This window comes from Streptomyces sp. CNH287, assembly GCF_000424825.1.
In genome coordinates this window covers 446306-470016 of the sequence record NZ_AUKQ01000004.1, presented here as the reverse complement: position 1 = coordinate 470016, position 23711 = coordinate 446306, and the positions used below count along the sequence as shown (strand labels likewise).

Below are 23711 nucleotides of genomic sequence, written 5' to 3'. Positions count from 1 at the left end.
CATTGCCCCCCCGTACGCACGCACGATCCGAGGTCGAGTTGAGCACAGAGCAGGGTCAGGACGGCAGGGCTCCCGGGAGCGTCCCCAACGCGTTCGGGAACGCACTCGCGTGGAAGTGGGCGCCCGCCATGCCGACCAGGCTGCGCCGCAGCATCCTGACCCTGCTCTACGCCCTCCGCGCCATGGCCAACGCCTCGGGGGAGCTGCGGTTCTCCGGCGACCGGAAACCGATCCGCATCCAGGACATCGCACGGGCGGCCGGCGCGAGCGAGAAGGACACCCGCCGCTATCTGCGGGCTGCGATCGCCGCTGGTGTCGTCGCGGTGAAGGGCGAGCAGAAGCGCGGGAAGGCGACGCTGTACGTCCTCGTACTCACGCCGTGGCCGGACTGGGCAGCGGGTGAGGCGGTGTTGGCGGCAGCCCCGAGGAAGTCAGGAAAGAGCCCCGCGCCGTGGCAGGACAACGAAGAAAGTTCGGGTGACCGCGACCCGAACCAGTTCGGGCCCCCGCGACCCGAACTTACCGGCGGTACGGACGACGAAGTTCGGGTGACCGCGACCCCACCGAGTTCGGGCCCCCGCGACCCGATTGGTTCGGGCCCCCGCGACCCGAACAACCCAGGGATAGCCAAGGAACTACCCCATGACGCGGCCGAGGTCTCTTCCCCACCTCAGGTAGATCCGGGTGCCGGACCCCAAAACGATCATCCAGTCCCAGGACAAGACGACCACGACACCGCGCCGCCACCCGCCGCTCAACCGCTCGGCACCGTCACCGACTTCGCCCGCTGCCCCGACTGCGGCACCCGCCACCTCCCACGCCGCACAGACCACCGCTGCGCCCGCTGCGCAGGCACCACCACCGCCAAGATCCGGAGCGCCTCATGACCAACACCCTGACCGTCACCGTCAACGGCGAGTCCGTCCCGCTCGACGACTGCGGCTGGCTCGAACGACGGCCCTGCGGCTGCGTCGTCTCCGTCGTCCTCGCCGTCGTCAACAGCCGCACTCTCGCGACCGCCGACCAGGCGCACCGGCACTTCAACCCCACCCGAGGCGACCGCGAGCAAGCCGCCCGCCAAGGGATCACCACCGAGCTGATCACCATGGACTACTACCGCGACAACCTCCGCTCCCGCTGGGAATGCGCCGCGCACGCGAGGGCCTCGTCGTGACGCCCCAGGAGCGGCTGCTGCTGGAGGAGCTGCCCACCGGCACCTTCGGCGGCGAGTACACCGCACCGCAGCCGCCCCGCACGTACGCCACCCCCGCCGACGAGCAGCTGCGCCACGCCGCCGACCTCGCAGCCGCGCTCGGCACCTGGGTCTACGACGAGGCCCACCGCCCCCGCCACCTCCACGCCATACCCACCACACAACAGATAGCCGCCACAACGACCGCCGACACCGACACCGCCAGGAGCGCCGCCTGATGACCACCCGCACCCCACGCCGAGTCCAGCGCACCCGCACCAAGGGCGGCGGCATGCCCGCCGGTGCGAAGTACGTCGGCCGCGGCTCGAAGTACGGCACCCCGTACCGCGCGTACGACTCCAGCCCGGCCGAGCGGTACGGCGCCACCCTGCTGCTGGCGAACCTCCTCGTCGCGCGCCGCAGCTTCCCGCAGCCGGAACTCCTCGTCGCGTACCCGTCGGACGAGGAGATCCGCGCCGAGCTGGCGGGCTGGGACATTGCCTGCTGGTGCGCCGTACCGGAGCCCGGCGAGCCGGACCACTGCCACGGGGTCCTACTGCTCGCCGTCGTACGCGGGGAAGACCCGACCGCCGCACTCTGGCCCGCCGCCGCGGTATCCGGTTCCGGCCCGGCCCGCGCAGGCGGTGCCGCGTGAAGCCGCCGGTGCCGTACTTCGGCAGCAAGGCCCGCATCGCGTCCTGGATTGCCGGGCTGCTCCCGGCGCACGGGCACTACGTGGAGCCGTACTGCGGTGGCCTGTCCGTGCTGCTGGCCAAGCGCCCCAGCGCGATGGAGACCGTCAACGACCTCGACGGCGAGCTGATGACCATGTGGCGGGTGCTGCGCGACCGGCCGGACGACCTGGTCCGCGCCTGCGCGCTGACCCCGCACTCACGCACCGAGCTGGCCGCCACCTTCGAGCCGACCACTGACGAGCTGGAGCTGGCCCGGCGGATCTGGTGCCGCCTGGCGCAAGGCCGCTCCGGAACGCTTCGCACCACGGGCTGGCGGCACTACATCGACCCGGCCGGATCAGGAGCCTCGATGCCTGGCTACATGGCCGCCTACGTCGACCGGCTCGCCGCCGCTGCGGAGCGCCTCCAGGGCGTGTCTCTGGAGTGCCTGCCCGCGCTGACGCTCATTGGGAAGTACGGGGCGCAGCCCGAGGTGCTGCTGTACGTGGACCCGCCCTACCTCGGCAGTACGCGGCCGCACTCGAACTACCGCTGCGAGATGCGCGGCGAGACGGATCACCGTGAACTCGCGGCCGCGCTCCGGGACTGCGCCGCCGCGGTGGTGCTCTCCGGCTACGCCAGCCCGCTGTACGCCGAGCTGTACGACGGCTGGCACCGATACGAGCAGCAGACCATGACCGGCAACGCCATCGGCGCGAAGAGCCGCACCGAAGTCGTGTGGTCCAACCGCCCCCTGGCCGGCCAGGGGGCGCTGGACCTCTTCAGCGAGGCCCCGCTGACCGTGGTCCCCGTCGCCGGCCGCGCAGGGGGTGCCGCGTGACCGCCCCCGCCCGGCTTGGCGGGATGCGGCTCTACGGCCGCGGCTTCGGCTACCACGACGCGCCCGGCCAGTGGCAGCGCACCATCGGCGCCCACGTGTACATCTTCCAGCCGATGGCCCGCGGCCTCACCGTGTGGCGGCTGGACCTCGCGGACGCGGACGGCGGGCGGGGCTACCGGTGGACGCTCGTGCACGAGCCGTCGCGCTGGCGCGACCTCGCCGCCGACCAGCTCGTCCTGGACCTGGACGCCGCCGCGTGACCGCCCCCGCACGACCTGCACCCCGACCAACTCACCCTGCTCCCCCTGGAGGACAAGTGACGACCGTGCCGTACTACCGCGACGAGCAGGTGACCCTGCTCCTCGGCGACGCGCTGGAGGTACTGCGCACGCTCCCCGACGCCAGCGTGGACTGCATCGTGACCAGCCCGCCGTACTACGGACTCCGCGACTACGGCACGCCCGGCCAGTACGGGCTGGAGGACACCCCCGCGGCCTACGTGGACCAGCTGCGCACCGTCTTCGCCGAGGCGCGCCGGGTGCTAGCCGACGACGGCACGCTGTGGCTCAACTTGGGCGACAGCTACGCCTGTCCGCCGAAGGGGAGCGAGTCCAAGACCGATGGGCTGGCAGGGCGCAGCAACCACGGCACCACCCCCGCCGGAAGCGGCGGCAAGTCCGGCGGCGGGCTGGCAGCGAAGCAGCTGCTCGGCATCCCGTGGCGGGTGGCGTTCGCACTCCAGGACGACGGGTGGATACTCCGCAACGAGATCATCTGGGCCAAGCCCAACGCGATGCCGGAGTCCGTGACCGACCGGCTCAGCGGTCGGCATGAGCACCTGTTCATGTTCAGCCGCAGCCCGCGGTACCGGTTCGACCTCGACGCGATCCGTGAGCCGCACACCGCTCCCGAGCGGCGCGCAGGCAGCCGAGCGTTCCGGGCTCGCGACCTGAATCACCGGCGCACCGCGACTGGTGCCTACGCCGGGCCCGACGCCCGCGGCCGCAACCCCGGCGACGTCTGGGAGATCGCAACCCGCCCGTATCCCGCTGCGCACTTCGCGGTGTTCCCGATCGACATTCCGCTGCGCTGCATCAAGGCCGGCTGCCGACCGAGCGGCGTCGTGGCCGACCCGTTCAGCGGGAGCGGCACCACGGGCGCCGCGGCCCGGCAGCTCGGCCGCAAGTACGTGGGCATCGACCTGAACGCCGAGTACCACGACCTCGCTCGCGACCGCTTCGCCCAGGGCGTGCTCGACCTCGGCGAGGTGCCCGCGTGACCGCCGCCTCGTACCCCGTCATCCGCTGCGACGGTCGGCCGGAATGTGACGCCGAGACGCATCACGCCTTCGCGTACACCGTCGGCGATGTCCGCAGGCTGCGACGCTCCGACGGCTGGCGGCTGCGGCCCGGCGGCAGGGACATCTGTCCCGCCTGCTGGGCGGAGGGCAAGCGGTGACCGCCCCCGACCCCGACCCGCCGCCGAAGTGCCTTGCCTGCAAGCGTCCGCTGCGGGACCCGGAGTCGGTCCGCCGCGGGCTGGGCCGGGTGTGCCATCGCAAGACTCACCCCCCGGCGCCGCCGTCCGGCGCCGTCCCGTCCCGACACCCGGCCGCACCCGTGACCGGACAACTCGCCCTGGAGGCACCGATGACCACCCAGCCCATCACCCACCTGACACCCGCACGCGAACAGGAGATCCGCGCCCGTGAATCCGCGGCGACGCCTGGCCCGTGGAAGCAGGTGGAGTGCACCGACTCCTTCACATGCCAAGTCTGGGCCGGCGAGAGCAGCAGTCCGGCCTTTAGAGCGATCGGCCGCATCGCTGCGACCGAAGGCGACGTCGCCGACGCCGAGTTCATGGCCCAGGCCCGGCAGGACGTGCCCGCGCTCCTCGCCGAGATTGACCGGCTACGCGCTGGCGTCCTTACCCAGGCCGCCGTCTCCGCCTGGCACCGCGACGGAGACGAGGCCCGCGAGGTGCCAGGCGCGTACGACGCCGAGGTCGCGCAGGCCCGCGACGCGAAGTTCGCCGCGTGGCTGCTGAAGAAGGCCCGCGAGTCCGCCACTTCGCGGGAGTCCACCGCGGACTACTTGACCCGCCTGGCCGCCAAGGTCACCCGCGGCGCCATCCGCTGACCCGCAGCAGGCCCGCCCCGAGGCGAGATGTGCAAGCGGTCCACTCCCGTTCGAGCCGGGAGTGGACCACGCCTCGAACCCAACCACGCCGGAGAGCTCATGGCCCTTACCCTGTTCGATTTCCTCGAACCCGTAGAAGTCCTCAAACGCTGCCGCCGGTGCGGTGAGTCCCAGCCCGAGTCCGGATTTCACAAGAACGGCAGAGACAAGAAGTTCATGACGATATGCCGTCTCTGCCGCGCTGCCTACCGCAAGCAGAAGGGTCGCGAGAAGCGTCGGGAAACGCGGGAGCAACGCCTCAAGCGGAAGTTGTGGGAGGACTACCGACTCACCGCCGAGCAGTACGCGGCGATGGTCAATGCCCAAGACAGCATGTGCGCGATCTGTCGCAAGCCCCCCGCTCCAGGCAAGCGGCTCAGCGTCGACCACTGCCACGCCACCGGCGTCGTCCGAGCGTTGCTCTGCACCTACTGCAACTTCGTCGTCGGTGTTCACGAAAACCATCACCAGGCGGCGCTTGAGTACCTCGCCACCTACGGAACCGGCAACCCACTGCTGAAGCAGTAGCGCGGGCCCACCGCCAGCACACCACACCCACCGGAGGACCCGATGACCAACTACCTCGACCACACGCGGATTGCCCAGACCCTGCTCGACCAGCAGGGCCAGATCGCCCGCCTCACCGCGCAGCTCGCCACCCAGGCCGCCGAGGTCCGCGCCGCCGCGAACGACGACGCCGCTGACGTGGCCGAGGAGATCGCCGCCGGATACCACGCAGCCGCGAACTCCGAGGCCAGCAACGGCGCCGGGGCAGTAGCCACCGAACTCCGCCGCCTCGCCCGCCCCGACGACACCACGGGCACAGCATGAGGACCCCGACAGGCAGCACCGTTCCCTACTCCGGTGAGCTCCGCTGCGGAGGCCGCACCTGGCCCACCGACCCGCGGTGTGACCACGCCGCCAAGTGGCACATCGCCTGGCTCCTCGCCCCGGCAGGCCGATTCAGTCTCGTCTGCGACGCCCACATGGAGGGCCTGGCCACCACCTACGACTACGTCGACCGCCACCCCGCCGTCATCGCATGCGACATGCCCGGCACCGGCTGGCAGACCAGCACCCCGAGCCGCTGCGTCCTGGCACCAACCGCCCGCCCCGCCGAGACCTACGACCGCCGCGTCTGGGAGCGCTGGCGCCGTGACGCGAAATGCGACTGCACCGCCCCGGACCCGGCCGACTGCACGGACGGCTGCGACCCCCGCGTGACACGGCAGTGCCCCTGCCACTACCTCACCCACCGCCCCGACGACACCACCGGAGCCTGACATGACCGACCCCTACCCGCTGCGCGTCGCCTTCCTCGGCGGCCGAGTCCGCCATGTCGGCCGCTACGTGCCGAACAGCAACTTCGTGACCACCGCCTGCGGCAAGCGCGACGTGCCCGTCGGCAACGGCGCCCGCCTCGCGGTCTGCGCTGCCTGCGCGAAGCGCCCCAACCCCATCAGCCAGCAGACGAGGAGTGCGTGATGGCCGACCGCCCGACCGCCAGCGAGATCACTGACGACCAGCTCGACGCCCTGTACGCCGAGCGGGACCGCGCCCGCACGGTGGCCGTCACGCTCGAGCAAGACGGCGCCCGCCTCGAGCAGCACCTCGCCGCCGCCCGCGAACTCCTCGCCGAGCAGCTGCGCCTCACCGATGCCTTGCACCGGCACGGCGGAGCGCACGACCGCCTCGGCCCCGACCTGGCGTGCGCCGGATGCGCCCTCGCCGACCGCATCCGCAGGCACCTCGACAGCGCCCAGCAGCCCGAGGCGGACCGCGAAGTGCCTCTGTGCGGCCGAACGGAGTCCGCGTGCGGCACCAACTACCCGCCTTGCGCTCGCCCCGCCGGGCACCGCGAGACGTACTGCCGCAGCAAGAGCGGCACGGCGTACTTCCTCGCCCAAGTCACCGGCCCGGGGAGACCGCCGTGCTGACCCTGCTCGCCTACGTGGCGCTGGTGTGCACCGTCACCGCGCTGCCCCTCGGCCACACCGCCGCCACCCCCGGACCCGACCCCATACGCGCCGCCACCCAACGGCTCACCAGGAGGCGCAGATGACCGAGCAGTACGAGGCGCATCACCTGCGCGCCGCCGCCCGCCAGATGCGCGCCCTCGCCGCGTGGGCGGACGCCTCCGCCGACGCGCTCACCCAGCCGGAGACGCCGCACCAGGCGCTGCTCCGTGTCCAGCGGGAGCGGCTCGCCGCGAAGGCCGCCGCCAACGACGCGCCCCACCGGGCCGCCCAACCGCCCCGCCACGCAGGCCACACGGGCGCTGTGACGCCCCAGAAGGGCGCGGACACACCAGCGGTCGCCGGGACGGGAGTTCGAGCCTCAGACGGGCACACAGCCGCCCCGTGCACGTGCGCCGACCCGTACACCTGCCCCCACACCTGCTGGTACTGCTCGGCTGGCCGCGCCACCGGATGCGAGACCTGGTGCCACATACGCCCATGGGAAGACGACACCGCGGGCCCGCCCCCCCGACACCGCTGACCCCCTCGCCCGGCCGTCCCCCTGCGGCCGGGCCCCGCACCCCGTACCGCCCGCACCAAGGGAGCACCCTCGTGGACCACACCACCCTCTGCGCCTGCTGCCCGCGCACCCTCCGCGACGACGAGCACGGCCGCTGGGCCTGCCACCCCTGCGAACACCGCATGCGCGGCTGGCTCGCCGAACTCCCCGCGCAAATGGTTGTGCTGCGCGGGTCCCGTCAGCGGGAGACCGGCGGCGGCACCCGCGTCGCCGGAAGCCGCACCGCCCCGCTCCCCGGACGAGAGGACGTCCTCAACCTCCTCGGCCCGGCGGCCCGCGGTGACGTCCGCGACGCGTACGGCGACCAGCACGGGCCGCTGCCCATCTCCAGCACCCTCACCTCCTGGGTGCGGCTCGTCGCCGAGAAACGGCGCCTACGCGGACCCATCCGGGCGGACGAAGCACAGCTCGCCGCCTGGCTCGCGCCCCACCTCGACTGGTGCTGCGCGCAGCCGTGGATACCCGAGATGACGCGCGAGATCAGCGACATGATGGCCACCATCCGCGGCATCACCCGCACCCGGCCCCGCCGGCGCCCCGTCACCCAACCCTGCCCCCGCGCGGCCTGCTCCGAGCTGGCGCTCGTGGAGGAGGACTGGCAGACGTACGTGGAGTGCTGTGCCTGCGGCAGCCTGTACACCCGAGACGATCTCGCCCTCGCCGCCCGCGTCGCCATCGCGACCCGAGATGAGCAGGAGGCCATCGCGTGAGCCCAGTCTCGGAGCAGTACGACGAGGGCGGCTGGCTCCCCGCCGGACCGCAGCGTGCCGTCAACACGCCCCCGTGGCGGGCGGAATCGGTCCTGGCCCCGCCAGGAGACGCCACACCCGAGCCGCCGCGTCGACGGCGCCCCAGCACCGTGTGCCTCACCAAGGACTGCGACGGCTTCACGGGCGAGTGGCGCACCTGGGGCGGACGCACCTACCGCTTCCACACCTGCCGGAAACCCGACGCTGGTTAGCCCCGGCACGACGAAGCGCCCGCCCCGGCTGGGGTGGGCGCTTCCGTGCGTACGGGCGCGGCTACGGCTGGTCGAGGCGCCCCTCCACCACGACACGGTGGCCGCATGGTCGCCACGTCACCACGGACGGCCCGTCACCCTCCACCGTGATCGTGAAACCCGTTGCATTCCGGTACACGGGCAGCTGGAGCACGCGGCCGGACCCGAAGACGACTAGACCGTCATTCGGACAGAACGGGCAGAAGTAGGCCAACCGGCCGTCCTGCGCCTCCAGCACCGCCTCCCAGACGTCACGACTCCACATCGGGCCGTCGGTCACGGCCGCCACTCCTCACGGAATTGAGGGTGATCGGCGTACGTCGTGGCGAGGAGCCGGAGCGTGGCACACCCATCAGAGAGACCGGGGATGCCCAGTGGGGCGTCGCACGTGGCGCAGAACTCCCCGACAGGCAGCCGCTCGTGCAGGGCCACGATCCGCCGCTTCGCCTCGACCTCGCGCAGCACGCGGGCCGGATCATGCCGGGCGATGTGAGCGACGATCTCCCCCAAGTCCGGGGCCCCCGACCCTTCCGGCTGCCCGGCCCACCGCTCCAGCCGCGTCACCTCACGGTAGTCCGGGCGATCGGCGACGACATGCGCCATCCACCCACGGTCAGCAAGATCCCAAGGGCTCGGATAGTGCTCCTCCATGAGCCGCGCCGCCTGCTCGTCCTCGGCCAGCCGGGCGCGGATGAACGCGGTCAAGGTGTCGGCCATGGTGGCTCCTCGTTGCTGGTCAGGGGCGCGGTCTGTTCGCTTGCCCGGCTGCTTCGGGTTCTGCGCGAAGAAGGTCGCCACCTCCTGCGCATGGAACCGAGGGCGCGTACTGCCCTCACCCTCGACCGGCCGAGGGAAGACGCCACGGCGGCGGTACGTGTGAACCGTCTGACGGGTGACCCCGTGCCGCGCAACGATCTGCGCTATCGACAGGTCTGCGCTCGCAACCCGAGCCTCCGCCTTCTTCGCGGGCGGTTCATAGCGGGGCGTGCCGATCTCGTTATGGGCTGGGTTCTCTGCCGTGATGGCTGCCGCCTCTGCGGCGAGAGCCGCTGTCTTGGACGGGCACCACTGATCCACCCGGCGGGCGACTTGGGACCACCACGGTTTGCCGTAGTGGTTTCGGCAACGACGGTCCGGGTCGTAGCTCGACCCGATGTACAAGAGGGTTTCGTCTGCGTCGTACAGCCGGTACACAGCGGCGGGCCTATCCCGTTCCGTCGCGAGTTTCATCAGGGGGAGTCTCCTTCGGCTTGCTCGGACGCCTGCTGTTGATGCTGGCGAGATCGGGCCAACGCCGCACGTACGCCGTTGCCGGTGGCCAGCGCACCGCGCGCTGTCCCCTGAACGTTATGCAACGGGTCTTCCTCGTGGAGAACCTTCAACTCCTCTGCGAGTGCCTCCCGCCTCGTGGAGAACCAGGTCACCGTGAACCGGGCGACGTCCAGCCACCACGGGAGTTCTGCGTGCGCGCCCCAACGGGCCATCGGGCTTCGGCCGATACCCACGTACAACAGGCGATCCGACTTGCCGTACAGCCGGTAGACAGCCGTTTCGCTACTACCTTTGATGGCGGCGCCAGGGTGAACCATTGCGCCACTCACTGACCCATTCGGTACGCCCATGGAGCGCCTTTCTCTCTGTTGGGTGCTCTCGGCCGGGCGGTCTTCCACACCGCTCGGCCTTCTCTCATTCCGGCGGCGGCCCGGTCTCCTCGGCGAGGATCTGCCGAACACGGCCGAAGCTGATCTCCAACTCCTTGGCGATCTGCCGGTAGGTCATTCCGCTCTGGTGCATCTCCCGCACCGCCTGCTGCCGCTCCCTGCGAACCCGCTCGCGTACCGAGTCCAGCATCTTGGCCAGCCGCTTGGCCCGTACCGCCGGGGGCTCGCCCGCTGCAACCGCATCGACCGCTTCGAGCACGCGCTCCACCTCCTTCGCCTGGTCGCTCATCTCCGCACCTCTCCGGGCTCGGGAGGCGGTCGTCCTGCCGTCTTGTGTAGTGAGCCTACACGTGTGTAGTCTGCCTACACAACGGCTCGGGGACCCTCCTCCGTCCGTGAACAGAACGGCCCCGGCGAAGTTGCACCTCCACCGGGGCCAGCCATCCACCTGACTTCACCAGGAGATGACCATGTCGGATCGTACCGACCAGCCCACGACCGCGCCCAGCCCGGAGGCGGCGCGCATCCTCGCGCAGGCCGCTGACGACTACGCCGGGGCCACGGCCCGCGCCGCCACCGCCCGGGAGCAGCTCGGCCAGGCCCGCAGCAACGGCAACGAGGCCGCCGGAGCCGACCGCAGCTGACCCACCCCGGCCGGGCCGCGCATGGCGGCCCGGCCCCTCCCCGGGAGCCCCTTCGTCATGGACCTGGACACCGCTGTCCGCTGGGCCGGTACGCACCCCTACCCCGCAGCCGGGCTCGGCGCGGCCGTACTCCTGCTGGCCACCACTGCCATCTGGTCGACGGTGTGCGCCGTTCGGGCCGCCCGCCGTCCCCCGGCCGCCGTGCTCGTCGCCGGGCTCGCCGCGGCAGCCTGCACCGCCTACAGCGCGGACACCTCTTGGGCGTTCGCCGAACACCGGCTCGGCATGACCGACTCGATCGAGCGGGCCGCCATGTTCGCCGCGGCCGAGCTGGCCCTGTTCTCGTGCGCGCTGATGGCCCGACAGAACCTGCGGCAGTCCGGCGCCCCCGGAACGCCCGGCGTCCTGGTGTGGGTGATCACCGGGGTGCAGATCGTGCCAGCCTTCTCGGAATCCGGCGCGGTCGGCGGAACGGTCCGCGCGTTCGTCGGGCCGGTACTCGCCGCGCTGCTGTGGCACCTGGCAATGGGGATCGAACTGCGCCACGCGAAGCCCGGCGCGCGCTCCTCCGGCCTGCCCGCAGTGCTCGCCCGCGAGCTTCGCGAGCGGCTGCTGTCCCGCCTCGGCCTCGCGGTGCGGGACCGGAGCGCGGAGCAAATCTCGCGTGACCGCGCCACCGCCCGCGCGGTGCGCCTCGCCTCCCGCCGCTGGCTCTCGCCCTGGGGACGCGCCCGCCTCGCCGCCGCCGTCACCCGCTCCGGCGCTGCACTCGACGGGGAGCAGCGGCATCAGCTGATGCGGCAGCTCGCCGGGCGCCGCGGCGCTGCGCAGCTGTCCACGGTCGAGCTGGCCTCCCCGTGGCAGCCCGAGCAGCCGCCCGCCACCCCGCGCACCCCGGCCGCACTCGTGCACCAGCAACTCACCCACATGCACCCACTCGACGCGGTGCGCCGAGTGGCCGCCGCCAAACCCGAAGCGACTCCGGCAGAGATCGCCTCCCTGTGCACGGAGCACGGCGTGGTCGTCTCCGAGACGCAGGTCCGCATCGCCATCGGCACCCACCGCGACAGCACCGCAACATACGCAACGCCCCCTGCCACGCCTGCCACCCGCGGCCCCGATCCCGCGCCGAAGCGCAGGCTCATCCTCGATCTCGCGCCCATGGGAACGCACCCGCACACCGCGATGTCGGCACCCGTCGCAGCCCTTGCAACAACACCCCGCCGCGTCGACGTGCACGCCACGCTCCCCGACGCAACGCCCGATGCAGAATCCGCCACCCACGCCCGCCTGATGACCGTGGCCGAAGTCGCCGAAGCCCGTGGCGTCAGCCCCGCAACAGTCCGCTCCTGGGTCAACCGGAAACGCATCGCACCTGTCCACCGTGACGCCAGCGGGCGGCTCCACTTCGCGCCCGAGCACGTTGCCGCCCTCCAAGAAGGACCGACATGAAGCACTGCAACGCCGACGACGACGGTCGTCGCTGCCACCGCGAGCCAGTCATGCAACACCCCGTGCCGCTCTGCGAACCCCATCGCCTCGAAGTCGCCCTGACGGTCGTCCCCGAAGTTCTCCGGGACCAGCTTGCCGCGGCGCAACAGCACACCGCCACGCCGCCGCCACGCATGGACCTCATAGGGGCGGCACGCGTTGCAGCAATCGATGCGCTGCTGGGCGGCGTACACGACACCATCGTCTATTTCGTGGCGAACGGCGGCCGAGTCAAGATCGGGTACACCTCGAACCTCGCCAGTCGCCTCGGTTCCCTCGCGCTGCGCCCGGACAGCGTGCTACTGGCGTTGCACGGCGGTCCCGAACTGGAGCGCGCGCTGCACGCCCGCTTCGCCGACTACCGCAACGGCAATACCGAGTGGTTCGACCTGGCACCCGAGGTGTTCCGGTACATCGCGAAGCAGCGGCCCACCGCAACACGGCCTGCAAGGCGACGTAACGCGCAACGACCGCCGCAACAAGACCACCTCGCAGCCGCTCGGGCTTTGCCATCCGCGCCGGACCGGGACGTGCCCTCGCTGCGAACCCTCATCCGTGCGCTGGGCATCGGACAGAAGACCGCGCAGCGCCTGCAACGCCAGCTCACAGCCGAGCGTGGCACCACCAACACCGGAGACCAGTGATGCGACTCCAGGACCGCAACACCGTTGCTGCCGCAGCGTTGCCGCCGCTCCCGCCCGGCTACTCGTACGCGCCCGAGCGGCACCCCGCCGACGACCGCGGCCCCGTGCCGCACCTCGCGCCCGTACAGCGTGCCGCGGGCGGGCCGCCGCTGTCCGGGGTGATCACCACCGTCACCGGCCGCTCCGGCGCCGCCGTGCACCTCCACCGGGCCGAGTACACCCTGCGCAGCACCCGCGGGGAGTGGACCGAGCACGGCTACGCCTGGCGCTGCGGCACCTGCCGCCACGTCACCACCGGCTACCCGGCACGCGCCTTCGCCCGCGCACTCGCCGACGCCCGCGGGCACGAGTGCGGGGTGCGCCGTGACTGACGGGCCGATCGTTCCGAGCCGCATCATCCCCGCCGGGCAGTCGCTGCCCGCGCCCCTGCCGCCCGGCCCGCCCGCCGCAGACGCGATACCCCCCTGGCGCACCCCCGCACCCGCCGCCCCACCACCCCCGCCACCGATCCCCCCGCCGGCGGCGGCGTGGCCCTGGCCCGCCCCGCCGGAGCGCCCGGCACCGCTCGAGGTCCACGTCACGGTCCAGCTCGCCGAGCCGCACATCGAGCCGGAGCGTCCCCGCCGCGACTGGTCCTGGCTCCGCGCCTGGATACGCCCCTGGCAGACCCTCATCGCCGCCGCACTCGCCGTCATGCCCATCCCCCCGTCCGGCCACAGCACCGCCACCGCCTGGGCCGCCACCACCCACCAGTGCCGCACCGAGGCCGGCATCCCCGCCGCCTACACCCTCGCCGGACTCGCCCTCACCTTCGCGGTGCTCGCCGACCTGCGTCGCCGCACCTGGTGGGCGCGACTCCTCCTGGTCACCACCTGCATCGGCGCCACCGGCGCCATCAGCCTCTTCGACCCGATCACCGCACTCACCGGAGTCCACCCGTGAACGTCGCACTGAGCCTCGGCGGCATCGTCGTCGCCCTCGCCATCCTCTGGGCCAACCTCCGCCCCTGGTGGACCGAAGGGAAGCGCGACCCGAAGGCCCTGCTGCCCTACGGGTCCGGCGCGATTCTCGGCGCGCTCGCCACGATCTGCGTAGGAGGCGCGCTCGGCTGGGGCGCCTCCGGTATCGCCGGGCTCTCCACCCGCGCCGGAGACAAGGCCGTCACCTCCACGACCGGCACCGGCAGCGCCCCGCTGGAGACCGCCCGCATGGGCGTCCTCACCCCCGCAGGCGGCGCCGTCGTCTGCCTCATCCTGGTCGGCGTGATCCTCCTCTACCGCGCCTCCGGGAAGAAGGACCGCCGCCGCATCCTCGGCGGCCTCGTCACCTTCGCGATCCTCGGGTTCCTGCCCGGAGTCGCCGCGGCCCTCTCGTGGCTGCCCGACAGCATCAACACCCTCGGCGCGCACGCCGTCGCCGCGCTCAACTCCGGTAAGGGCCTGCTGTGAAGCGCCTGATCACCGCGTGGGCTGGACGTACCCGCGCCGCCCGCCGCCTGGCCGCAGGCTCCAGCATCCTGGCCGCCCGACAGCGTGAACGCCTCATCGCCTGGATACGGGCCGGGCGTCGCGAAGACCTGACCGGCTGGCGCGCAGTCCTCGGCCCCCTCCTGCGCCTCGCGGTGCTGGCGGGCGCGGCCTGGCTCGCCTGTCAGATTCTCCGCGCCCTGCCGTGGCTGATGTGGGCGCTGACCGGCTGGTGGTGCTGGGCCGCCTGGCGCGCGGCCCCGCCGTCCGCCGAGGACCCCAAGCAGGACGGCAGCCACAAGACGGGGCACGGCGAGCACAGCGCCGCCGAGCACGACAGGCTCCGCGCAGCCCTCGCCCGCTGGTTGGACGAGGCCACCCGCGACCGCGCCGGCATCCACCTGTCCGACCTCTACGCCAGGCTGCGCGCGAGGCCCGCCCTGGCCCACCTCACCGACCCCCAGATGCGGCGCATGCTCGACCACTTCGAGGTGGGCGTCGACCGCACCCTCCGGGTAGGGCGAATCAGCGGACGCACAGGGGTGCGCAGGAGCACCATCGAGCAGCTGCTCGAGGATCTGCCCGGCCCACTCCCCGACCCCGCTCCACATCCCCGCTCTCCGCACGTGGAGAGCGATTCTGACCTGCGGGAATCCACACGCGGCGGCCCCACTCCCGACCCCTCTCAGAAGGGGTCCGGTGTGGATGACACCGATCTCGGGCGGCACTTCGGCAGCGCCATCCACCTCACTCACTGACCAAGGAACCCACCCTCGTGACCAAGACCGGCGACGGCACGATCTACACCCTCAGCGACCCCCGCGACGGGACCATCCGCTACGTGGGCAAGACCACGCAACCTGTCCTCGACCGCCTCGGCGGCCACCTCGCCTCACCCAGCAACCCCGCCATGCGGGTATGGATCAACGCGCTCGGCGCTCAAGGCCGCGTACCCGACATCACCCCCGTCGCCACCGTGCCCGTCGAGAAGCTGAGCGCTGAGGAAGACCGGCAGATCCGCAAGCACGCCCGAGAAGGTCACCGCCTGCTCAACTCGCCGTACTACCACCGGAACCTTGCCGACCTGTTCGAGCCCATCACCAAAGCAGCAGGAGCAGCGAAGCGGTCGACCGGCGACAGGAAGTTCGACGAGGCGTGCAGCAAGCTCTACGGCCCCCTGGCCGCCGCCCGCGCGGCAGGCGCGATGTCCCGCCCCCGCGTGGCCCTGCACATCGCGCTCCGAGCCCCACTGGCAGCGGTGATGCTGCTCGCCTTCACCGTCTTCTACAGCAGAGTGGCCCGCGACTTCTTGCTCGTCCACATCCCTGACGCCGAACTGACCGCCTTCTGGAACGAGTACCTCGCCGGCCCATTGCAGACACTCGGCTTCCACTTCCTGGCGACCCTCCTGCTCGTCTCCGCCGCGCTGTACGCCCAGGCCGCCGAAGCCGCGGGCGTACCGGCGCTGTCCGAGCAGCGGCCGAAGCCGCCGAAGCCGAAGCCGGCGCCGACGACGACGCCGACGCCGACGCAGTCAAACGACATCGCCCGCCAGGCCGCCGCCGCCCTCGACGCGGCTATCGCCCCGAGCACGACTCCGGCGCCACCGGGCGCCGATCCGACCGTCGACCAGACCTGAGCACACCGCCAGCTCCGGGGCGGCCCCTACCGCCAAGCAACGGCCGCCCCGGCCCATCCCCAACCAGGAGACAGGACTACTGATCATGGCATTCCAGCGCACCATCAGCCGCGAGGACCTCGCCCGCCGCAACGAGCAGAGCCGGGAGAAGCGGGAAGCGGAGAAGCAGCCCCCGCCCGAGAAGTCGTGACCGCCGCCTCCGGCTGACCTCCAACGGCCCCGCCCAACCCCTGGGCGGGGCCAGCGCATTCCACCCAGAAGCGCCCACATAGCCCGGCGTCATCTGGCATGGTCGTCACCGTCACCCCCCGCTCCGCCATGATCACGCCTTGGAGCGACCGCACATGAGAATCCGACGAACCTGCTCCGCCGTGGCGCTGGCAACAGGCCTCGCGCTCACCGCCGCCTGCGGCAGCGACGACACCAGCTCGCCGGCCACCGACGAGAAGCCCGCGTCCACCAAGGGCGCCGCAGCCGACTGCGGCCCTGACTCCCAGCTCTCCCAAGCCGAATGGATGAAGCAGTGCGGCGAGGACCAGGAGGCGCAGAAGACGGACCTGACCTTCGGTCAGACGTACGACTGGGGCGACATCAAGGTCACCGTGACCGAGGCCCGCGAAATCCCCGGCTGGGACGAAGAGCCCGGCGAGTTGGGCTTCCGCCTCAAGATCAAGATCACCAACAGCGGCGACCAGCCCGCCGTGCTCGACGACCTCAGCACGACCGTCGAAGGCGGCACCTCCGGCGGCGAAGCGTCCGCCTACGCCACCGACGAAATGGACCCACTCGAAGGACGCCTCGCACCAGGCGTCACCACCGTGAAAACCGAGGACTACGGCTTCGGCAAGCGGTACGGCCGGAAGATCGTCGTGCTCCTCGAGCGAGTCAGCGAAGCCGACCCCCTCGGCGAGGGAACGTCCCCGGAATTCACCGGCACCATCCAGGCTGGCGCTTGACTAGCTGATTGGTGCTACGCATAATCGGCAGCAGCGCCACACGTGCGCCCACAGCCACCCGGACCCCCGCCACCGTGCGGGGGTTCGTCGTACCCGGGAGGTGACAGTGGACGACACCGCGCGCGAAGACGCGGCCGGCACCCTGTGGTTCACCATCCGGCAGGCCGCCGCCTTCACCGGCCGCTCCGTGCAGACCATCTACAGCTGGGAACGGCGCGGCATCCTCACCGACCCCCACCGGGACGAGCACGGCCGCCGCATCTACACCCAGCAGCAGATCGCCGCCGCCGAGAAGACCGTCCGGCCCCGCGCCGCCCGCGTTCTCGACCGCGCCGCCGCCTGACCCCCCAGTACCCCGCGCAGGGCGGGACGTCCACAAGCAAGGGTGCTGCTGGCCCCGCCCTGCACGGCCCAACCTCTGCCGACAGGAAGGCCCGCGCCATGGCCCGCTACCGCAAGCGCCCCGTAGAGATCGACGCCGTGCAGCTCCGCTGGACTACCTGGAGCGAGGTGTGCGAGTTCCTCGGCGACGCCTTCAAGGACGCCAACCCCGGTGGTGCGCGTGAGATCAGCGCCAGCGAGGCGTCCGACACCTGCGGTGAAGATGGTCCGAACTTCATCGCCATGAATGTCCGGACCGTCCACGGTGAACTCGCGGTTGCCCGTCACGGCGACTGGATCATCCCCGAGAAGCAGCCCGGCAGGTTCTACCCCTGCAAGCCGGACGTGTTCGCCGCCACGTACGACCCCGCCTGACCGGCATGCGCATCTCTGTCACCTCCGGCGACCGCGAGGTCCACGTCCGCATCAAGGGCAAGTCCCGGAAGAAGCTCGCTGCGGCAGAAGGCACCGCCCGCCGCCTCCTCGACGCCGCACCCGAGCCTGCATCGAAGCCCGGCATCGGGTTCGCGCTCGCCTCCGACACCGAACGCGCACCCGACGACGACTGAGACGCGCCCGCCCTGGCCCCACCAGCGGCGCGCGGCGCGAGTGGCCCGCCCGAACCGAGGCGGCGGGCGGGCCACCACCCACTTCCCGACGTCCGTGCTAGCCGGAGGTGAGCCGCCATGGCCTACCAGTCCGTCGGGCAGATCCTCGACACCCTCGGCGTCACCGTAGACATCGACGGCGACGACATGCCTCTCGACGCCATCGTCATCATCAAGACCCTCAAAGCCGACGGCAGCGTATCGATCACCAAGGGCCGCTCCGAATCCCTCGACTGGATCACCGGCCTCGGCATGATCACCGCCGCGCAAGCCGTCGAGAACTCCGGCTACGCCCTCACCGACGAAGACGACGACTGACGAAAGGCCCGCGCCATGGCCCGCTACACGATCGCCTACACCAGTGGTGACCAAGAGCAAGTCGCCGCCGCATCCGTCCAGCACGAAGCGTCCGAGGACCACTACAGGTTCGTCGACGACGATGACGGCACCGTCGCGCTCGTGCCCGACAGCAACGTCCTCAGCATCGTCCGCATGCCGGGCGACGAGAAGGTGGCCGACTGATGGCCGCCGTACCCAGCTACCGCGAACTCGCCAGCCGCACTCTCGGGCAGGCCGCCGAAGACCTCAACGCAATGCCGCAGGGCCAGGTGGCCAGCGCCGAGATTCAAGCGCGCGCCGCCAAGGCGCAGGCCATCGCCACCGTCGCCGTCGCGCAGGCCCTGTTGGAGATCGGCGACATCCTCCGGGCCGAGCGCCAGGACGAAGCTGAGGCGGTGACCTGATGGCCCGCCTCCAGATCCTCGAACTGCCCGAAGGCGCCGACGACGCTCGGCCGCCGTTCGTGCTCATCGTCGACCAAGCCGACGAAACCATCGCCGCCGCCCTCGGCATGACCGAAGGGCCGTTCATCCCGGTGGAAGGCGAACAGCGACTGCTGAGCCGCCCGTCCGTGGCCGAGCAGATCGGCGCCCGCTGCGTCCTCGTCTTCGAAGAGACCATCGCCATCCCCGCCAACGAGGTGGCGGTCGACGCCGATGGGCAGCCGATCCGATGGCCCGCCGCCGAGCATTCGGAGGCCACGCTGTGACTGAACTGCGCGTCGTCGCCGAAGCGATCCGCCAGGCGGCGCCAGAGCACTACATGTGCAATGGCGGCCTCGGCTGCCCCCGATGCACCTACGACCACATCGCCGACCGGATTGATCCGGCCGTCACCTGCACATGCGAACCGTGGCGAGCACTTCAAACTGGGGACGTACCGCACCACCCGGACTGCAAGGTCAACACGGGGCCGCTGATCGCACCATGAGCGGCGGCTCGTACAACTACCTCTGCGCGGTCCAAGACCTTGAAGACCTCCAAGCCCACCGCTACGACCTCGAAGAGATGGCCACCCGGCTCGCCGGACTCGGCTACGCACAAGACGCTGCACGCGAAACCGAAGGACTCCTCCTCCTGCTGCGGCAGTGGGAAGTGCGAGCAACCGCACGCCTAGAACGGCTCACCGAGGTGTGGAAGGCAGTCGAGTGGTGGGACTCCAGCGACTGGGGCGAGGAACGCGTGAGCCAAGCCCTCGCCAAGTACCGAGGCGACACTGACGGAAGGCCAGCGCCATGAGCGGCGGCTGGCAGGGCAGCACGCGCCGATCCCGGCTCCCGGCAGACTGGCGCACCCGTATCCGCCCCGCAGCACACGCCCGCAATCCCGATCACATCTGCCACCTGTGCGGAGACCCGGGCGGGGACTACCTCGACCACAAGCAGCCGGGCGACGATCACAGCCTCGACAACCTCGACTGGGCCCACGACCGAGTGCCCCCCCACTGCCACCGGTACAAGTCCAGCGCCGAAGGCAACGCCGCACGAGCAGCCAACCCCCCACCAGGACGACGACGGCCCCCCGAACAACACCCCGGACTCCTCTGACGAAAGGCCCACGCCATGGCCTACCGCATGGGCGACCCCGTGCACAGCACGGACAAGTGCCCCAAGCCCGACTGCGACCGCCTCCTGATCAACGGCGCGCCGTGCACCTGCACCTGGCGCGCCGACGACAGCACGCCACCGCGGGGCGCCGTCATCGAGATCATCGAGAAGGGCCGGGCCACAGACGACACCACCGGCGGCAGCGTCATCGCACCCAACGACGTACGCATCAACGGACAGTCGCTCGCCGCATCAGCCGACGACCCCGTCATCGTGCACGAGATGAGCACCCGATCCGACGAGCTGGTGCGCGTCACCCTCACCCTCTTCGCCCGCCGCGTGTCCATCCGCGCCGAACACGACGACTGAGCAGGAAGGCCCGCGCCCATGGGTGAACCCGAAGACCCCATCACCGAACTCGCCGCAGCGGCAGCCCAGCTCCACGAGCTGTACACCGCCTACATCGCCGCCGGATTCACCGAACCCCAAGCCTTCGAGCTGACCAAGACGGTCATGCTCGGCAGCGTCGGCAACGGAAGCTGAGCGCCATGGCCGCCGCCCCGAGTGAAGTCTGCTGCGTCTGCGGAAGCCCCGAGGTCGTCTACCGCAACTACAAGGACATGCCCTTCTGTGAGCACTGCGCCAACTGCGGATGCGGCGGCCTCGGAGGGTGCATCCGGGTCAAGCGGGAGACGCCGACCGCCTACCTGATCCGGTACCCCAAGGGCAAGGGCGAGGACCTCCTCATCGAGGACCAGCACCTCACCCTCGACATCCGCGACGGCTGGGCCGTACTCGCCGACCCGCACGGACCCTGCCTCGCCATCCCCTCAGCCAGCGGCGCCACCATCACACGCATCGACGCCGACCCGCAGCACCAGGCCGGCGGATGAGCTGCACACGTGCACGGTGGCCGGGACTCTGACCAGGGGAGATCCCATCCGCCGACCGTTCGGTCGACCACCTGACCAAGATCACCCCTGGGGGGTGACCCAAGATCATCCCAGTCAGGCCATCGGGTTGGCATAGCAACTCGCGGTCTGTACGGGTCTATGACCTGCGGTGATGCCGGAGCGTCGCGGTCGGCGTGAGAGGGTTCAAGGGGAAACGCCTGTTCAGGGCTCCTAGTCGTTACACAGCTACGGTAGACTGAGGACATGTCAGCTACGGAGCGTCCTGGGTGCGGTCGGTGCGGGGAGTCTCTTCCCGTCGCCGGGCGGGGGCGGGTGCCTACGTACTGCTCACCGCGTTGCCGCGTGGCTGCTCACCGGGATCGGCGGGCGCCGGCCGAGCTGCGTCAGCGTGATCGGTGGGTGCGCCGCGGTCCGGCGAAGGAGCCGCTGCGGGTGGACTGCCCGCGGGCGTTGGCGTCGGTGTCGGCGCCCTCTACCTGGTCGCCGTACCGTGCGGCTGCCGCCTCGTCGCACGGTGTCGGGCTGGGCTTCGTGCTTGCCGAGGGTGATGGCATCGTGTGCATCGACTTGGACCACTGCCTGGACGGCGGCCGACTGGCTCCGTGGGCTCGGCGGATTCTGGAGCGGTGCCCGGAGACGTTCGTGGAGGTGTCCCCGTCGGGGACGGGCCTGCACATCTGGGGGCGTGGCGAGGTGCGGCAGGGTCGCCGGATTCGGCGCGCGGATGGCGCGCATATCGAGGTGTACGGGCAGGGCCGGTACATCGCCATGTCGGAGCAGCGGTACGGGGATTGCCCGGCCCTGCTGGCTGACCTGTCCGAAGTGGTTGCAGAACTGACGTGACGGCGAGGGGGTGGTGGCCATGTCTGGCTACGGACCCCCGCCGAGCGAGAACAAGCGGCGCCGGAACGCGGACGAGTTCGAGGACCAGTCGGTGACCGTCTCGGCGGACACCGAGCTGCGGGGCCCGGAGCTGCCGCACGCCGCGCTGTTCGGGCCGCAGACCCTCGCCTGGTACGACACGTGGCGCTCCGCTCCCCAGGCTGCCGCGTTCGGCGGGACGGACTGGCAGCGCCTCATCATGCTCGCGCCGCTGGTGGATGCCTACTTTCTGGAGCCGTCCACGAAGCTGCTGGCGGAGATCCGGCTCAACGAAGGCCTTCTCGGCGCAACGCACATGGACCGCCTGCGGGGCCGGATCAAGGTGGAGGCGCCGAAGCCGCCGCCGTCCGCGGCTCCGGCCGGCGTGGCAGATCTGACGTCGCGCCGCCGGCGCCTGACCGATGCCTCGTGAACTGGTCCGCGCCCCGGGACACACGCGGACGCGGTCTCTCGGGGTGGCGCTGGCGTGGATCGAATGGTTCTGCGTCCACGGCCCGGGTGATGTGCAGGGCGTTCCGCTGCATCCGCGGCACGGCGGCGAGTCTCTGCCGTTGGATGACGAGTTCGCCGGGCTGATCCTGGACTGCTACGCGCACGATGAGACCGGGCGGCGCCTGTACGACACGGTGGCGATCTCGCGGGCGAAGGGCCGGGCGAAGTCGGAGCTGGCCGGGTTCATCGGCCTGGGTGAGGCGTTCGCGCCGGTCCGCTTCGCCGGGTGGGCCACCGGCGGCGAGCAGTACCGCTGGCGGGACTTCGTATACGAGTACGAGCCGGGCGAGCCGATGGGCCGGCCGATCACGTACCCGTTCATCCGGTGCCTGGCGACGGAGGAGTCCCAGTCAGGCAACACCTACGACAACATCCTGTTCAACCTGGAGCACGGGCCGCTGGCGGAGGATCTGCCGTCCGGTGTCGCCGGGATGACGCGGATCTTCCTTCCACAGGGTGGGGAGATCCGGCCCTCCACTGCTGCGGCGGCCTCCCGGGACGGCGGCAAGGAGACCCTCGCGGTCTTCGACGAGCCGCACCTGTACGTGCTGCCCGAGCTGCGGCAGATGTACCGCACGGTGGACCGGAACCTGCGGAAGCGCCGCGAGGCGGCCCCATGGGCGCTGCTGACCTCGACCATGTACCAGCCGGGCGAGGACAGCGTGCTGGAGAAGCTCCACGAGCGAGCGAAGCTCATTGCGGAAGGCAAGACGCGTGAGCACCGCCTGCTGCTGGACCACCGCGAGGCCCCGGCCGAGGTGGACCTGTCGGACCTGGAGCAGATGCGTGCCGCGCTGCGGGAGGTGTACGGGCCGCACGCCGATGCGCTGGACCTGGACGGCATCATCGAGTCGGAGTTCTGGAACATCGAGAAGGACATCGAGGAATCCCGCCGGTACTTCTTCAACCAGCCGACCGCGGACCGGGATGCGTGGACGACGCATCCGCTGTGGGCGGCGTGCGCGGACGTCGAGCGGATCGTCGCGGATGATGCGCCGATGGTGATGTTCTTCGACGGGTCCAAGTCGGATGACGCCAGCGCACTGGTGGGCTGCGATGTGGAGACCGGGCACCTGATGACCCTGGGTTGCTGGGAGAAGCCCCTAGGACCTGCGGGCAAGGGGTGGCAGGTGGACCGGGCGGACGTCGACCGCGTGGTGCGGCAGGTGTTCGCCACCCGCAGCGTGGTCGCGTTCTTCGCCGACCTGGCCGAGTTCGAGTCCTACATCGACGCGTGGGCGGAAGCCTTCGGCGAGCAGCTGCTGGTTCAGGGGACGGTCGGCCGGTACGCACACTCGGTCGCGTGGGACATGCGGGCCCGGGGGCGGGATTTCACTGAGGCGTGTGAGCGGATGGAGCTGGACATTCGGGAGCGGGATGTGACGCACGACGGGGACTCCCGGCTCCAGCGGCACATCCTCAACGCGCGGCGCCGCCCCAACAAGTACGGCGTGTCCATCGCGAAGGAGGGCCGCGAGTCCCCGAAGAAGATCGACCTGGCGGTGTGCGCGATCGGGGCACGGATGGTGCGCAGGGTGCTGCTGGCGAGCACGGCGTGGGCGAAGTACAAGGCGGGGCCGAAGAAGCGGGCAGGCCGCGTCGTGACATGGGGGTGAGCGAGCCGTG

Annotated in this window: 46 protein-coding genes and 1 pseudogene; 44 read left to right on the top strand and 3 right to left on the bottom strand. The window is 71.1% G+C overall.

Translation table 11 applies throughout. The features are described 5' to 3' along the window. Positions 1–38 precede the first annotated feature (38 nt). From H299_RS39495 to H299_RS0105135, 19 genes and pseudogenes are all read left to right on the top strand, one after another. Positions 39–887: a hypothetical protein gene (locus H299_RS39495; RefSeq protein WP_158692275.1), complete on the top strand. Its 849-nt coding sequence runs from the start codon at positions 39–41 to the stop codon at positions 885–887. Then, the gene (locus tag H299_RS0105215) at positions 884–1174 is read left to right on the top strand and encodes a hypothetical protein (protein ID WP_027747548.1); all 291 of its coding nucleotides are present in this window, start codon (positions 884–886) and stop codon (positions 1172–1174) included. The genes H299_RS39495 and H299_RS0105215 overlap by 4 nt, the downstream gene beginning before the upstream one ends. Then, positions 1171–1431, top strand: coding sequence for a hypothetical protein (locus H299_RS0105210; protein ID WP_158692274.1), 261 nt, complete (start codon positions 1171–1173; stop codon positions 1429–1431). Before H299_RS0105215 ends, H299_RS0105210 begins: the two co-directional genes overlap by 4 nt. Beyond that, positions 1431–1847 carry a DUF4326 domain-containing protein gene (locus H299_RS32290; protein ID WP_051262131.1) on the top strand — a complete coding sequence of 139 codons (417 nt, stop codon included), beginning with the start codon at positions 1431–1433 and terminating at the stop codon, positions 1845–1847. Before H299_RS0105210 ends, H299_RS32290 begins: the two co-directional genes overlap by 1 nt. Further along, complete coding sequence (locus H299_RS32285; protein ID WP_051262130.1) at positions 1844–2707, top strand: DNA adenine methylase; 864 nt, start codon at positions 1844–1846, stop codon at positions 2705–2707. The genes H299_RS32290 and H299_RS32285 overlap by 4 nt, the downstream gene beginning before the upstream one ends. Beyond that, positions 2704–2967: a hypothetical protein gene (locus H299_RS0105195; protein ID WP_158692273.1), complete on the top strand. Its 264-nt coding sequence runs from the start codon at positions 2704–2706 to the stop codon at positions 2965–2967. The genes H299_RS32285 and H299_RS0105195 overlap by 4 nt, the downstream gene beginning before the upstream one ends. Before the next feature lie 56 nt (positions 2968–3023). Next, complete coding sequence (locus tag H299_RS0105190) at positions 3024–3986, top strand: DNA methyltransferase (protein ID WP_106965722.1); 963 nt, start codon at positions 3024–3026, stop codon at positions 3984–3986. Then, positions 3983–4165, top strand: a complete 183-nt coding sequence (locus H299_RS39490) for a hypothetical protein (protein WP_027747544.1) — start codon at positions 3983–3985, stop codon at positions 4163–4165. The genes H299_RS0105190 and H299_RS39490 overlap by 4 nt, the downstream gene beginning before the upstream one ends. After that, a pseudogene (locus tag H299_RS40205) lies at positions 4162–4260 on the top strand (DUF6011 domain-containing protein); the annotation flags it as partial. The gene H299_RS39490 and the pseudogene H299_RS40205, both read left to right, overlap by 4 nt. A gap of 96 nt (positions 4261–4356) precedes the next feature. Further along, complete coding sequence (locus H299_RS39855) at positions 4357–4845, top strand: hypothetical protein (RefSeq protein WP_037757743.1); 489 nt, start codon at positions 4357–4359, stop codon at positions 4843–4845. Positions 4846–4944: 99 nt separating this feature from the next. Then, entirely contained in the window at positions 4945–5412 is a 468-nt protein-coding gene (locus H299_RS37380; protein WP_051262129.1) for an endonuclease VII domain-containing protein, read from the top strand. 42 nt (positions 5413–5454) lie between these two features. After that, positions 5455–5715, top strand: coding sequence for a hypothetical protein (locus H299_RS0105170; protein ID WP_027747543.1), 261 nt, complete (start codon positions 5455–5457; stop codon positions 5713–5715). Next, positions 5712–6167, top strand: a complete 456-nt coding sequence (locus H299_RS0105165) for a hypothetical protein (RefSeq protein ID WP_027747542.1) — start codon at positions 5712–5714, stop codon at positions 6165–6167. Before H299_RS0105170 ends, H299_RS0105165 begins: the two co-directional genes overlap by 4 nt. A 1-nt stretch (position 6168) precedes the next feature. Next, positions 6169–6369 carry a hypothetical protein gene (locus tag H299_RS38920; protein ID WP_027747541.1) on the top strand — a complete coding sequence of 67 codons (201 nt, stop codon included), beginning with the start codon at positions 6169–6171 and terminating at the stop codon, positions 6367–6369. Continuing rightward, complete coding sequence (locus H299_RS38915) at positions 6369–6821, top strand: hypothetical protein (protein ID WP_027747540.1); 453 nt, start codon at positions 6369–6371, stop codon at positions 6819–6821. Before H299_RS38920 ends, H299_RS38915 begins: the two co-directional genes overlap by 1 nt. Further along, positions 6815–6946: a hypothetical protein gene (locus H299_RS40200; RefSeq protein WP_486587156.1), complete on the top strand. Its 132-nt coding sequence runs from the start codon at positions 6815–6817 to the stop codon at positions 6944–6946. Before H299_RS38915 ends, H299_RS40200 begins: the two co-directional genes overlap by 7 nt. Next, on the top strand, positions 6943–7383 hold the full coding sequence (locus H299_RS0105145; RefSeq protein ID WP_027747539.1) for a hypothetical protein: 441 nt from the start codon (positions 6943–6945) through the stop codon (positions 7381–7383). Before H299_RS40200 ends, H299_RS0105145 begins: the two co-directional genes overlap by 4 nt. Before the next feature lie 71 nt (positions 7384–7454). Further along, positions 7455–8132: a hypothetical protein gene (locus tag H299_RS0105140; RefSeq protein WP_027747538.1), complete on the top strand. Its 678-nt coding sequence runs from the start codon at positions 7455–7457 to the stop codon at positions 8130–8132. Further along, positions 8129–8383 carry a hypothetical protein gene (locus H299_RS0105135; RefSeq protein ID WP_027747537.1) on the top strand — a complete coding sequence of 85 codons (255 nt, stop codon included), beginning with the start codon at positions 8129–8131 and terminating at the stop codon, positions 8381–8383. Before H299_RS0105140 ends, H299_RS0105135 begins: the two co-directional genes overlap by 4 nt. A gap of 61 nt (positions 8384–8444) precedes the next feature. Here the strand turns inward: H299_RS0105135 and H299_RS0105130 are convergent, their stop codons facing one another. The 3 genes from H299_RS0105130 to H299_RS0105115 all read right to left on the bottom strand — a co-directional run bounded on the left by H299_RS0105130 (position 8445) and on the right by H299_RS0105115 (position 10372). Further along, positions 8445–8702: a hypothetical protein gene (locus tag H299_RS0105130; protein WP_027747536.1), complete on the bottom strand. Its 258-nt coding sequence runs from the start codon at positions 8700–8702 to the stop codon at positions 8445–8447. Beyond that, complete coding sequence (locus tag H299_RS40195) at positions 8699–9652, bottom strand: DUF6221 family protein (RefSeq protein WP_051262128.1); 954 nt, start codon at positions 9650–9652, stop codon at positions 8699–8701. Before H299_RS40195 ends, H299_RS0105130 begins: the two co-directional genes overlap by 4 nt. Positions 9653–10108: 456 nt before the next feature. Beyond that, entirely contained in the window at positions 10109–10372 is a 264-nt protein-coding gene (locus H299_RS0105115) for a helix-turn-helix domain-containing protein (RefSeq protein WP_027747534.1), read from the bottom strand. A 181-nt stretch (positions 10373–10553) separates the two neighbouring features. On the opposite strand from H299_RS0105115, the gene H299_RS39485 reads away from it, so the two are divergent. The 25 genes from H299_RS39485 to H299_RS0104995 all read left to right on the top strand — a co-directional run bounded on the left by H299_RS39485 (position 10554) and on the right by H299_RS0104995 (position 23701). Then, positions 10554–10727 (top strand): hypothetical protein, encoded by a 174-nt coding sequence (locus H299_RS39485; protein ID WP_158692272.1) that lies wholly within the window; start codon positions 10554–10556, stop codon positions 10725–10727. Positions 10728–10784: 57 nt separating this feature from the next. Then, positions 10785–12179, top strand: coding sequence for a helix-turn-helix domain-containing protein (locus tag H299_RS37370; RefSeq protein WP_051262127.1), 1395 nt, complete (start codon positions 10785–10787; stop codon positions 12177–12179). Further along, positions 12176–12862: a GIY-YIG nuclease family protein gene (locus H299_RS37365; RefSeq protein WP_027747533.1), complete on the top strand. Its 687-nt coding sequence runs from the start codon at positions 12176–12178 to the stop codon at positions 12860–12862. The genes H299_RS37370 and H299_RS37365 overlap by 4 nt, the downstream gene beginning before the upstream one ends. Beyond that, entirely contained in the window at positions 12862–13233 is a 372-nt protein-coding gene (locus H299_RS0105095; protein WP_027747532.1) for a hypothetical protein, read from the top strand. The genes H299_RS37365 and H299_RS0105095 overlap by 1 nt, the downstream gene beginning before the upstream one ends. Further along, entirely contained in the window at positions 13226–13804 is a 579-nt protein-coding gene (locus tag H299_RS32245) for a hypothetical protein (protein ID WP_037757739.1), read from the top strand. The genes H299_RS0105095 and H299_RS32245 overlap by 8 nt, the downstream gene beginning before the upstream one ends. Then, the gene (locus H299_RS32240) at positions 13801–14310 is read left to right on the top strand and encodes a hypothetical protein (RefSeq protein WP_037757736.1); all 510 of its coding nucleotides are present in this window, start codon (positions 13801–13803) and stop codon (positions 14308–14310) included. Before H299_RS32245 ends, H299_RS32240 begins: the two co-directional genes overlap by 4 nt. After that, positions 14307–15086, top strand: coding sequence for a hypothetical protein (locus H299_RS32235; RefSeq protein WP_051262126.1), 780 nt, complete (start codon positions 14307–14309; stop codon positions 15084–15086). Before H299_RS32240 ends, H299_RS32235 begins: the two co-directional genes overlap by 4 nt. 17 nt (positions 15087–15103) lie before the next feature. Beyond that, on the top strand, positions 15104–15967 hold the full coding sequence (locus H299_RS0105080; protein WP_027747531.1) for a hypothetical protein: 864 nt from the start codon (positions 15104–15106) through the stop codon (positions 15965–15967). Positions 15968–16338: 371 nt separating this feature from the next. Then, a complete protein-coding gene (locus H299_RS0105070) occupies positions 16339–16923 on the top strand; it encodes a hypothetical protein (RefSeq protein WP_027747530.1) in 585 nt (194 codons plus the stop codon). Positions 16924–17029: 106 nt separating this feature from the next. After that, complete coding sequence (locus H299_RS32230) at positions 17030–17266, top strand: MerR family DNA-binding transcriptional regulator (protein WP_037757734.1); 237 nt, start codon at positions 17030–17032, stop codon at positions 17264–17266. A 98-nt stretch (positions 17267–17364) separates the two neighbouring features. Further along, positions 17365–17679, top strand: coding sequence for a hypothetical protein (locus H299_RS32225; protein WP_037757731.1), 315 nt, complete (start codon positions 17365–17367; stop codon positions 17677–17679). Positions 17680–17684: 5 nt separating this feature from the next. Next, positions 17685–17873, top strand: coding sequence for a hypothetical protein (locus H299_RS0105055; RefSeq protein WP_027747529.1), 189 nt, complete (start codon positions 17685–17687; stop codon positions 17871–17873). Positions 17874–17990: 117 nt separating this feature from the next. Beyond that, positions 17991–18230, top strand: a complete 240-nt coding sequence (locus H299_RS0105050) for a hypothetical protein (protein WP_027747528.1) — start codon at positions 17991–17993, stop codon at positions 18228–18230. Positions 18231–18245: 15 nt separating this feature from the next. Continuing rightward, entirely contained in the window at positions 18246–18434 is a 189-nt protein-coding gene (locus H299_RS0105045) for a hypothetical protein (protein ID WP_027747527.1), read from the top strand. Next, the gene (locus tag H299_RS0105040; RefSeq protein ID WP_027747526.1) at positions 18434–18655 is read left to right on the top strand and encodes a hypothetical protein; all 222 of its coding nucleotides are present in this window, start codon (positions 18434–18436) and stop codon (positions 18653–18655) included. Before H299_RS0105045 ends, H299_RS0105040 begins: the two co-directional genes overlap by 1 nt. Further along, complete coding sequence (locus H299_RS32220) at positions 18655–18960, top strand: hypothetical protein (RefSeq protein ID WP_051262125.1); 306 nt, start codon at positions 18655–18657, stop codon at positions 18958–18960. The genes H299_RS0105040 and H299_RS32220 overlap by 1 nt, the downstream gene beginning before the upstream one ends. Further along, complete coding sequence (locus H299_RS39480) at positions 18957–19181, top strand: hypothetical protein (RefSeq protein ID WP_158692271.1); 225 nt, start codon at positions 18957–18959, stop codon at positions 19179–19181. Before H299_RS32220 ends, H299_RS39480 begins: the two co-directional genes overlap by 4 nt. Further along, complete coding sequence (locus tag H299_RS0105030) at positions 19178–19489, top strand: hypothetical protein (RefSeq protein WP_027747525.1); 312 nt, start codon at positions 19178–19180, stop codon at positions 19487–19489. The genes H299_RS39480 and H299_RS0105030 overlap by 4 nt, the downstream gene beginning before the upstream one ends. After that, positions 19486–19797 (top strand): hypothetical protein, encoded by a 312-nt coding sequence (locus H299_RS38030; protein WP_027747524.1) that lies wholly within the window; start codon positions 19486–19488, stop codon positions 19795–19797. Before H299_RS0105030 ends, H299_RS38030 begins: the two co-directional genes overlap by 4 nt. 15 nt (positions 19798–19812) lie before the next feature. Then, positions 19813–20166, top strand: a complete 354-nt coding sequence (locus tag H299_RS0105020) for a hypothetical protein (protein WP_027747523.1) — start codon at positions 19813–19815, stop codon at positions 20164–20166. 18 nt (positions 20167–20184) lie between these two features. Then, positions 20185–20340, top strand: coding sequence for a hypothetical protein (locus H299_RS39475; protein WP_158692270.1), 156 nt, complete (start codon positions 20185–20187; stop codon positions 20338–20340). Between the two features lie 5 nt (positions 20341–20345). Next, positions 20346–20690, top strand: coding sequence for a hypothetical protein (locus H299_RS40190; RefSeq protein WP_486587155.1), 345 nt, complete (start codon positions 20346–20348; stop codon positions 20688–20690). A 363-nt stretch (positions 20691–21053) separates the two neighbouring features. Beyond that, positions 21054–21554: a BT4734/BF3469 family protein gene (locus tag H299_RS0105005; protein WP_486587154.1), complete on the top strand. Its 501-nt coding sequence runs from the start codon at positions 21054–21056 to the stop codon at positions 21552–21554. A gap of 19 nt (positions 21555–21573) precedes the next feature. Next, complete coding sequence (locus H299_RS0105000) at positions 21574–22005, top strand: phage terminase small subunit (RefSeq protein ID WP_051262124.1); 432 nt, start codon at positions 21574–21576, stop codon at positions 22003–22005. Positions 22006–22144: 139 nt separating this feature from the next. Further along, positions 22145–23701: a Terminase gene (locus H299_RS0104995; protein ID WP_486587153.1), complete on the top strand. Its 1557-nt coding sequence runs from the start codon at positions 22145–22147 to the stop codon at positions 23699–23701. The last annotated feature ends 10 nt before the right edge of the window (positions 23702–23711 follow it).